This is a genomic window from Pseudomonas sp. Ant30-3, assembly GCF_000690905.1.
Classification (GTDB): Bacteria; Pseudomonadota; Gammaproteobacteria; order Pseudomonadales; family Pseudomonadaceae; genus Aquipseudomonas.
In genome coordinates this window covers 24,190-30,639 of sequence record NZ_JMCL01000079.1, presented here as the reverse complement: position 1 = coordinate 30,639, position 6,450 = coordinate 24,190, and the positions used below count along the sequence as shown (strand labels likewise).

The 6,450-nt window shown below is 59.2% G+C and carries 8 protein-coding genes; 4 read left to right on the top strand and 4 right to left on the bottom strand.

Features of this window, described 5'->3' with window-relative positions; translation table 11 throughout:
• Positions 1-14: 14 nt before the first annotated feature.
• Positions 15-971 (bottom strand): FAD binding domain-containing protein, encoded by a 957-nt coding sequence (locus DU29_RS0119055; protein ID WP_028623112.1) that lies wholly within the window; start codon positions 969-971, stop codon positions 15-17.
• The gene (paoA, locus tag DU29_RS0119050) at positions 968-1,591 is read right to left on the bottom strand and encodes an aldehyde dehydrogenase iron-sulfur subunit PaoA (protein WP_028623111.1); all 624 of its coding nucleotides are present in this window, start codon (positions 1,589-1,591) and stop codon (positions 968-970) included. Before paoA ends, DU29_RS0119055 begins: the two co-directional genes overlap by 4 nt.
• Before the next feature lie 376 nt (positions 1,592-1,967).
• Between paoA and DU29_RS0119045 the strand changes: the two genes are divergently transcribed.
• Entirely contained in the window at positions 1,968-2,660 is a 693-nt protein-coding gene (locus DU29_RS0119045) for a GNAT family N-acetyltransferase (RefSeq protein ID WP_028623110.1), read from the top strand.
• A 30-nt stretch (positions 2,661-2,690) separates the two neighbouring features.
• Here DU29_RS0119045 and DU29_RS0119040 read toward each other — a convergent pair whose 3' ends face one another.
• A complete protein-coding gene (locus tag DU29_RS0119040; RefSeq protein ID WP_028623109.1) occupies positions 2,691-3,320 on the bottom strand; it encodes a TetR/AcrR family transcriptional regulator in 630 nt (209 codons plus the stop codon).
• 85 nt (positions 3,321-3,405) lie between these two features.
• Here DU29_RS0119040 and DU29_RS0119035 point away from each other — a divergent pair, with 85 nt between their 5' ends.
• Positions 3,406-3,993, top strand: coding sequence for an NAD(P)H-dependent oxidoreductase (locus tag DU29_RS0119035; protein WP_028623108.1), 588 nt, complete (start codon positions 3,406-3,408; stop codon positions 3,991-3,993).
• On the opposite strand, the gene DU29_RS0119030 is transcribed toward DU29_RS0119035, so the two are convergent.
• Positions 3,959-4,918: a class I SAM-dependent methyltransferase gene (locus DU29_RS0119030; RefSeq protein WP_028623107.1), complete on the bottom strand. Its 960-nt coding sequence runs from the start codon at positions 4,916-4,918 to the stop codon at positions 3,959-3,961. The genes DU29_RS0119035 and DU29_RS0119030 overlap by 35 nt on opposite strands.
• A gap of 217 nt (positions 4,919-5,135) precedes the next feature.
• Between DU29_RS0119030 and DU29_RS0119025 the strand changes: the two genes are divergently transcribed.
• Both DU29_RS0119025 and DU29_RS0119020 read left to right on the top strand, forming a co-directional pair.
• Entirely contained in the window at positions 5,136-5,579 is a 444-nt protein-coding gene (locus DU29_RS0119025) for a response regulator (RefSeq protein WP_028623106.1), read from the top strand.
• Positions 5,580-5,630: 51 nt separating this feature from the next.
• Complete coding sequence (locus DU29_RS0119020; protein WP_028623105.1) at positions 5,631-6,323, top strand: HAD-IA family hydrolase; 693 nt, start codon at positions 5,631-5,633, stop codon at positions 6,321-6,323.
• Positions 6,324-6,450 lie beyond the last annotated feature (127 nt).

Below are 6,450 nucleotides of genomic sequence, written 5' to 3'. Positions count from 1 at the left end.
GGGCGTGTCGAATTTCATGCCTGAACCCTCGCTTGTGCTATCACCGAAGCGAGCGTGCGCTCGACCAGGGTCAGTTTGAATGCGTTTTGTTCGGTGGTTTTAGCGCCGGCGAGCAATTGTTCGGACACCGCCATGGCGCCCTTGGACATTGCCGCTTCAGCTGCTTCCACTCGCCACGGTTTGTGCGCAACACCGCCGAGAGCGACGCGACCGGAGCCGTCGCGTTGAATCACGGCGCCCACCGAAATCAGGGCAAAGGCGTAAGACGCTCGATCGCGGACCTTCTGATAAATGTGGGTGCCGCCCAGCGGTGGCGGCAGGGTGACTGCGGTGATCAGTTCGTTCACCGCCAGTGCGGTTTCGATGTTGGGCGTGTTGCCCGGCAGACGATGAAAATCGGCAATCGCAATAGTGCGCGTGGTGCCGTCGGGGCGCACGGTTTCGACTTGCGCATCGAGGGCACGCATGGCCACCGCCATATCGCTTGGGTGAGTGGCGATGCACGCGTCGCTGACGCCGAGAATGCCCAATGGCCGACTGAATCCGCCAATCGCCGAACAGCCGCTGCCGGGCACGCGTTTATTGCACGGCTGGTTCGTGTCGTAAAAATACGGGCAACGGGTGCGTTGCAACAGATTGCCCGCCGTGGTGGCGCGGTTGCGTAATTGACCCGAGGCGCCGGCGAGCAGGGCGCGGGAGAGCAAGGCGTAGTCCTTGCGCACGCGGGCGTCGGCGGCGAGGTCAGTGTTGCGCACCAGCGCGCCGATTTTCAGGCCGCCCTCGGGCGTGGCTTCGATGCGGTCGAGGGCCAGGCCATTGACGTCGATCAGATGGGTTGGCGTTTCGATGTCGAGCTTCATCAAGTCCAAAAGGTTGGTGCCGCCGGCAATGAAGCGCGCACCTTCGACTTGGGCCGCCAGCGCAGCGGCTTCGGCCGGGGATTTGGCGCGTAGATAACTGAAGGGCCTCATACGCTGACCTCCGCGACTTCGCTGATCGCATCGATGATGTTGGAGTAAGCACCGCAGCGGCAGATGTTGCCGCTCATGCGTTCTTGAAATTCGCTGGCAATCAGCTGCGGCTGGTCAGTGAGGGTGGGGCTGACGTGGCTGGGAATGCCGTCGCGGATTTCTCCGAGCACGGCGACCGCCGAACAGATCTGCCCCGGCGTGCAATAGCCGCACTGGTAGCCGTCGTGTTTGATGAACGCTGCCTGCATCGGGTGCAGTTTGTCTGGCGAGCCGAGCCCTTCGATGGTGGTGACTTTCGAGCCTTCGTGCATCACCGCCAGGGTCAGGCAGGAATTGAGGCGCCGGCCATCAACGATTACCGTGCAAGCGCCGCACTGGCCGTGGTCGCAACCTTTTTTGGTGCCGGTCAGTTGCAGGTTTTCGCGCAACGCATCGAGCAGCGTGGTGCGTGTGTCGACGTCCAGTGATTGCTGTTTTCCGTTCACCTCGAACGAGACTTTTTCCTTGATCGGGCGCGCTGCGTTGGCGGCAGACGCACGCGCGGAAATGAAAGGTGGCAGCGCCACGGCAGCTGCCGTCACTGCGCCGACAATCAAAAATTTGCGCCGGGAGATCGACATCAGGTCACGGTCGTCCATTGGTTCGATTCCTCTAGATTTTCGGGGCGTTGCCAGTCCTCATCAAAAGAGTGACCCGTGCGCTCGCAGAATGTTTTTGCGGTATTGAGCTATAGAGTTATGCGTCGGGCTCATGAATCGCCCGGCGGGCGGCTGGCTATTCAGTCCATAGTAGAAAGATTGAGGGTTTCTATTAAGGGCGTGAAACTGCATGAAGTGATGAGGTGAATTCATTAATGGCAGCGTTTACTTTTAGACGAGCCGTTTGTGCACGTTATGATAGGCGCGCCGTATTCGCGGGATCGTTACGCAGGCTTCGCCAGCTGCTACCGGGATCAGCGTAGCTTTGTAAATTGTCGACAGTGTTTCAGAGAGCCTCATGCCCCAGATTACCCACTACAAAATTCCGTGCCCTGAGCCCATTAATAGCCAGATCCTGCAACTGGTGGTCGATAACCTCAGCGACATCAGCATGGTCGCGATCCCGCCGAGCAACCTGTTGTACAACGTCTATCAGTACGCGATCGGCTTCGAGGTGCATCTGTATCTGGAGGCATTGAACGGGACGAAAGGCATTGCGGTGGAGCTGCTGGTGGCGTCGGATGACGACGACCCGGAAAAGGTCCTCGGTTTCCTGCTGTACCTGCCGATGCAGGACGATCCCGATGCGTGCGGTGTGGCGTATATGGCGGTGCACGCGGGTCATCGTCGACAGAGCATAGCCCGGCGAATGCTGCGCGAGATGGTCGGCCGTTACCCGCATGCGGAGCTGAGCTGTGCGGTGGCCAAGGTGCCGTATTTTGAAGCGACGGGTTTTCAGGTGACGGGCGTGCGCGGGACGCAGGTGCTGATGAACACCCGCGATCATGCCAGCGACGGCTTGATGGGCATGCTGGATGTGGCGTCGATCTATAGCTCGCTGGAAGTGCGACAGATCCACACCTACCTGCTGCAAAAGCACGGCAAGCGGGCCATGCTCGATGCGGAAAAACAGCGCGACCGGCATCTGGATCAGATGACGCATCGAGCGAATGAATTTGTGCGGCAGCGGCTTGGCAACGGGATTGGTTAAGGCGACAGCATTCGTGTAGGAGCAAGCTTGCTACGGGACAATGTTTGAGTTTCTTTCAACCATCCCCACAATGATTTCAAACAACTCTTGCTGAGCATCTGCCCCGTTGATTTCTCCCTTCGCAGCAGCATGGGATAACGCTTCCGCGGCGCCGAGCATCGCGCGCAGTCCGGCAGGACGGATTTCACCGGATCCTGCGAACGGGGCGAGGTGGTTGCGGCACTTGCCGAGGAAAATCGCTTCGTACTCGCGCTTGATTTTCGCAAGCTCCGGCGAACCGGCCAGCGCGGCGATCACGCCGGAAATCTCGTTGCCTTGCAGCAGCACACAGTCGACATAACACGCAGCGATCAGCCTCGCAGTACCGACCAACGTCGGCTCGCACTGCGCCAGCGCCTCATCCATCAGCAGCGTCTGCCGAGCGTCGAAGTCCTGATACAGCGCCGCCAACAGTCCGGACCGTGTCGTGAAGTGGTCGTAAACCACCGGTTTGGTGATGCCGGCCTGCTCCGCCAGACGACCCAGGGTCAGCGCATCGGTGCCTTCTTCGCGGACGAGTTGCCAGGCGACATCGAGCAGTTGCCGCCCACGGGCTTCTCGTGACAGGCGTCGTCGTGGAGCGGGCGCAGCCAGCGATCGGCTTGTGTCAGTGATTGACATCGCTATGTACCATAAGTAATTTAACGGCGTTAACTTACCGAAAGTATATAGTTGTCGTCCCGGACGCTCAATCAGGAGTTTCAGCATGCGCACGCTAATCGTTGTCGCTCACCATGATCCCCGCTCGCTCACCCACAGCCTGGCGGCCCATATTGCCCTGGGTCTGACGCAAACCGATGCCACCGTGGAGATGGCCGATCTCTCGGCTGAAGGGTTTGACCCAAGGTTCAGCGCGGCGGACCTGGCGGTGCATCATCAGGAGGCGCCAGCGCCGGCCGATGTGCTCGCCGAACAGGCACGAATCGACCGCGCCGATGACCTGGTGCTGGTGTTTCCGGTGTATTGGTGGTCGATGCCGGCGCTGCTCAAGGGCTGGATCGACCGCGTGTTCGCCAATGGCTGGGCGTTCGATTTCAGCGCCGATGCCAAGCTGGAAAAAAAGCTGCGGCATTTGCGCGTTCACCTGTTCGGAGTCGGTGGTGCAGACGCGGGCACCTACGCTCGGCACGGCTATGCCGACGCCATGAAAACCCAGATCGATCACGGGATTTTTGACTACTGCGGTGCGCAGGTGGTGACGTCCGAGTTGCTGCTGGAATCTGAAACCCAAGACCCGGCGATTCATCTGCAGGCCGCACTCACCTTCGGACGAGGGCTGAATCTCCCAAGTTGAACACCAGCGCTTTTAACCCACACTCTGGATCCGCGTCAGGAAACTCCGGTGGATTCTCCAGTCGCTGCTCAAAACGCAACCCCGGCGCTTCTCGCATCACACCTTCAATAAGGAAATCGGCACCGAGTGCCGGGTCGTTCATGCAGGCCAGCACCGTGCCCTGCGGGCCGAGCAACTCGGGCAAGCGGCGCAACACACGCTGGTAGTCCTTGGTCAGCAGGAAACTGCCTTTCTGAAAGGACGGTGGATCGATGATCACCAGATCATACGGCCCCTTGCCGATCACCTTGCCCCACGACTTGAACAGGTCGTGGCCGAGAAAGGTCACCTTGCTCAAATCATGGCTGTTCAGGCGATGGTTATCACGACCGCGGTTGAGTGCCGGACTCGACATGTCCAGATTGACCACATGCTCGGCGCCACCCTCAATGGCCGCAACGGAAAATCCGCAGGTGTAGGCAAACAGATTCAACACCCTTTTGCCTTGTGCATTGGCGCGCACCCAGTCGCGACCGTAACGCATATCGAGGAACAGCCCGGTGTTCTGCTTTTTGCCCAGGTCGACGCGATATCGCAGGCCGCCCTCGATGATGGTCATGTCATCGATGACGTCCCCGAGCAGCCATTCGGTGGTGCTCTGCAGCAGGTAGCGATGTTGCAACGCCAGGGTGTGCGCAGCGGATTGTTGCCATTCAGGTGAGGCAGCAGCCGCCATCAGCAACTGCTTCAGCGCTGCCAGTTGTGCCGCCTCCGGCTCTTTAAACAGTGACACCAGCACCACGCCTTGCAGCCAGTCCACCGTGACCTGCTCCAGCCCCGGCCAGCAACGGCCGCGGCCATGGAAGAGCCGGCGCGTTTCATCCGGTGCGTCTGCCAATGCCTTGAGCAAATGATCGTGGAGGGTGGAGAGGGCGTCAGAGTTCATTGGGCAGCGTCGGCAATTCAAGGGGGTGGCATTTTACCCAAAATTGCGCCGGCGTGACCCCGCAAAGCTGTCGCTGCACCTCTCTTGAGGTGTTAAACGTCACTTTTTATCAGTTGCTTGTATCAAAAGTGAATTTCCGCGGAGCGCGCTGCTCATACCTCATAAGCAGCGGATTTGAGCCCGCAACATTATTCGAGTTATCAGGGAGTGGCAGCGTATGTGTCCAGAATCCAAGGCGGGCAATAACCGACCTGAGGGATTGATTCTTGTAGTTGAAGATGACCCGTTGATCCTGGAGTTTCTGGTCGAAATTCTTCTGGACGAAGGCTTCAAAGTTGAATCCAAGGTCAGTGCGGATGAGGCATGCGTTTATCTGGAAGAGCATGCAGACAAGGTTCGTCTGTTGCTCACCGATATCACTATGCCGGGTGCAAAGAATGGTGCGGACCTCGCCAACCACTTCGGCGACCGCTGGCCGGACAAGCCGATCATGATCATGTCTGGCTACGAAACCCCGGAAACGTCCGGAGTGCGGCACGACGTCAAGTTCATCAAAAAGCCGTGGGCGATGGGGCAGTTGCTGGATACCGTGGAAGCGGCCTTCTGCTCGGAACCGGTCCGCCAAAACACTTCGAGTGGTGCGGTCATAGAGTCTCGCTGATGCTACATTGCTGGCCAAGTGTTTCCGCCTCTAGCGAAAGGAAGTTTTTTCTTGTCAGCGAATGCATCCGTTTTCAATAAGCCCTATCGCGCGTTCCTGTTTGACATGGACGGCACCGTGCTCAACTCGATTGCTGCCGCCGAGCGCATCTGGACTACCTGGGCTGTGCGCCATGGCGTTGACGTCGAGTCATTCCTGCCGACTATCCATGGTGCGCGGGCTGTCGACACGATCACCCGACTGGGACTGCCCGGAGTGGATGCCGAGGCGGAAGCGGCCTGGGTCACCGAAGCAGAAATTGAAGACGTAGAGGGCATCGTCGAGGTGGCGAGTGCGGCAGCGTTTCTGCGGTCGTTGCCGGCGGACAAGTGGGCTATCGTGACCTCTGCGCCGAGATTGCTGGCGTTACGCCGTATGGCTGCAGCGGGCATTCCCGAGCCAGCCGTGATGATTACGGCCGAAGGCGTCAGTGCCGGCAAACCCGATCCCGCAGGCTACAAACTCGCAGCGCAGCGACTCGGCGTCGAGATAACGGACTGCCTGATTTTCGAGGATGCGACCGTCGGCATTCAGGCAGCTGAAGCCTCGGGTGCAGACCTTGTCATCATCACCTCGACCCATGCCCACCCCCTCGAAACCACGCATGCGACGCTCGCCGATTACGCATCGGTCAGCACGGCCACAGATCCCGACGGCGAGTTACGGCTCACCACAATCAACACGGACCAAAGCCAGAATCGCTAATCCTGTAGGTTCTGCTTGTCTCACATTCTCTACGCGCTCCACGGGTGAAACCGTTCACCGGCAGCGCAAAAAAACCGGCTGTTCGAGAAGATCGAGCAGCCGGCGTTGGTGTTGGGTGTGCTGTCGT

Excerpts from the sequence above, each read along its gene's own strand:
- paoA (WP_028623111.1), bottom strand. The coding sequence starts at position 1,591 with ATGTCGATCTCCCGGCGCAAATTTTTGATTGTCGGCGCAGTGACGGCA.
- DU29_RS0119035 (WP_028623108.1), top strand. The coding sequence starts at position 3,406 with ATGCGCACGCTAATCGTTGTCGCTCACCATGATCCCCGCTCGCTCACC.
- DU29_RS0119055 (WP_028623112.1), bottom strand. The coding sequence starts at position 971 with ATGAGGCCCTTCAGTTATCTACGCGCCAAATCCCCGGCCGAAGCCGCT.
- DU29_RS0119030 (WP_028623107.1), bottom strand. The coding sequence starts at position 4,918 with ATGAACTCTGACGCCCTCTCCACCCTCCACGATCATTTGCTCAAGGCA.
- DU29_RS0119040 (WP_028623109.1), bottom strand. The coding sequence starts at position 3,320 with ATGTCAATCACTGACACAAGCCGATCGCTGGCTGCGCCCGCTCCACGA.
- DU29_RS0119045 (WP_028623110.1), top strand. The coding sequence starts at position 1,968 with ATGCCCCAGATTACCCACTACAAAATTCCGTGCCCTGAGCCCATTAAT.
- DU29_RS0119025 (WP_028623106.1), top strand. The coding sequence starts at position 5,136 with ATGTGTCCAGAATCCAAGGCGGGCAATAACCGACCTGAGGGATTGATT.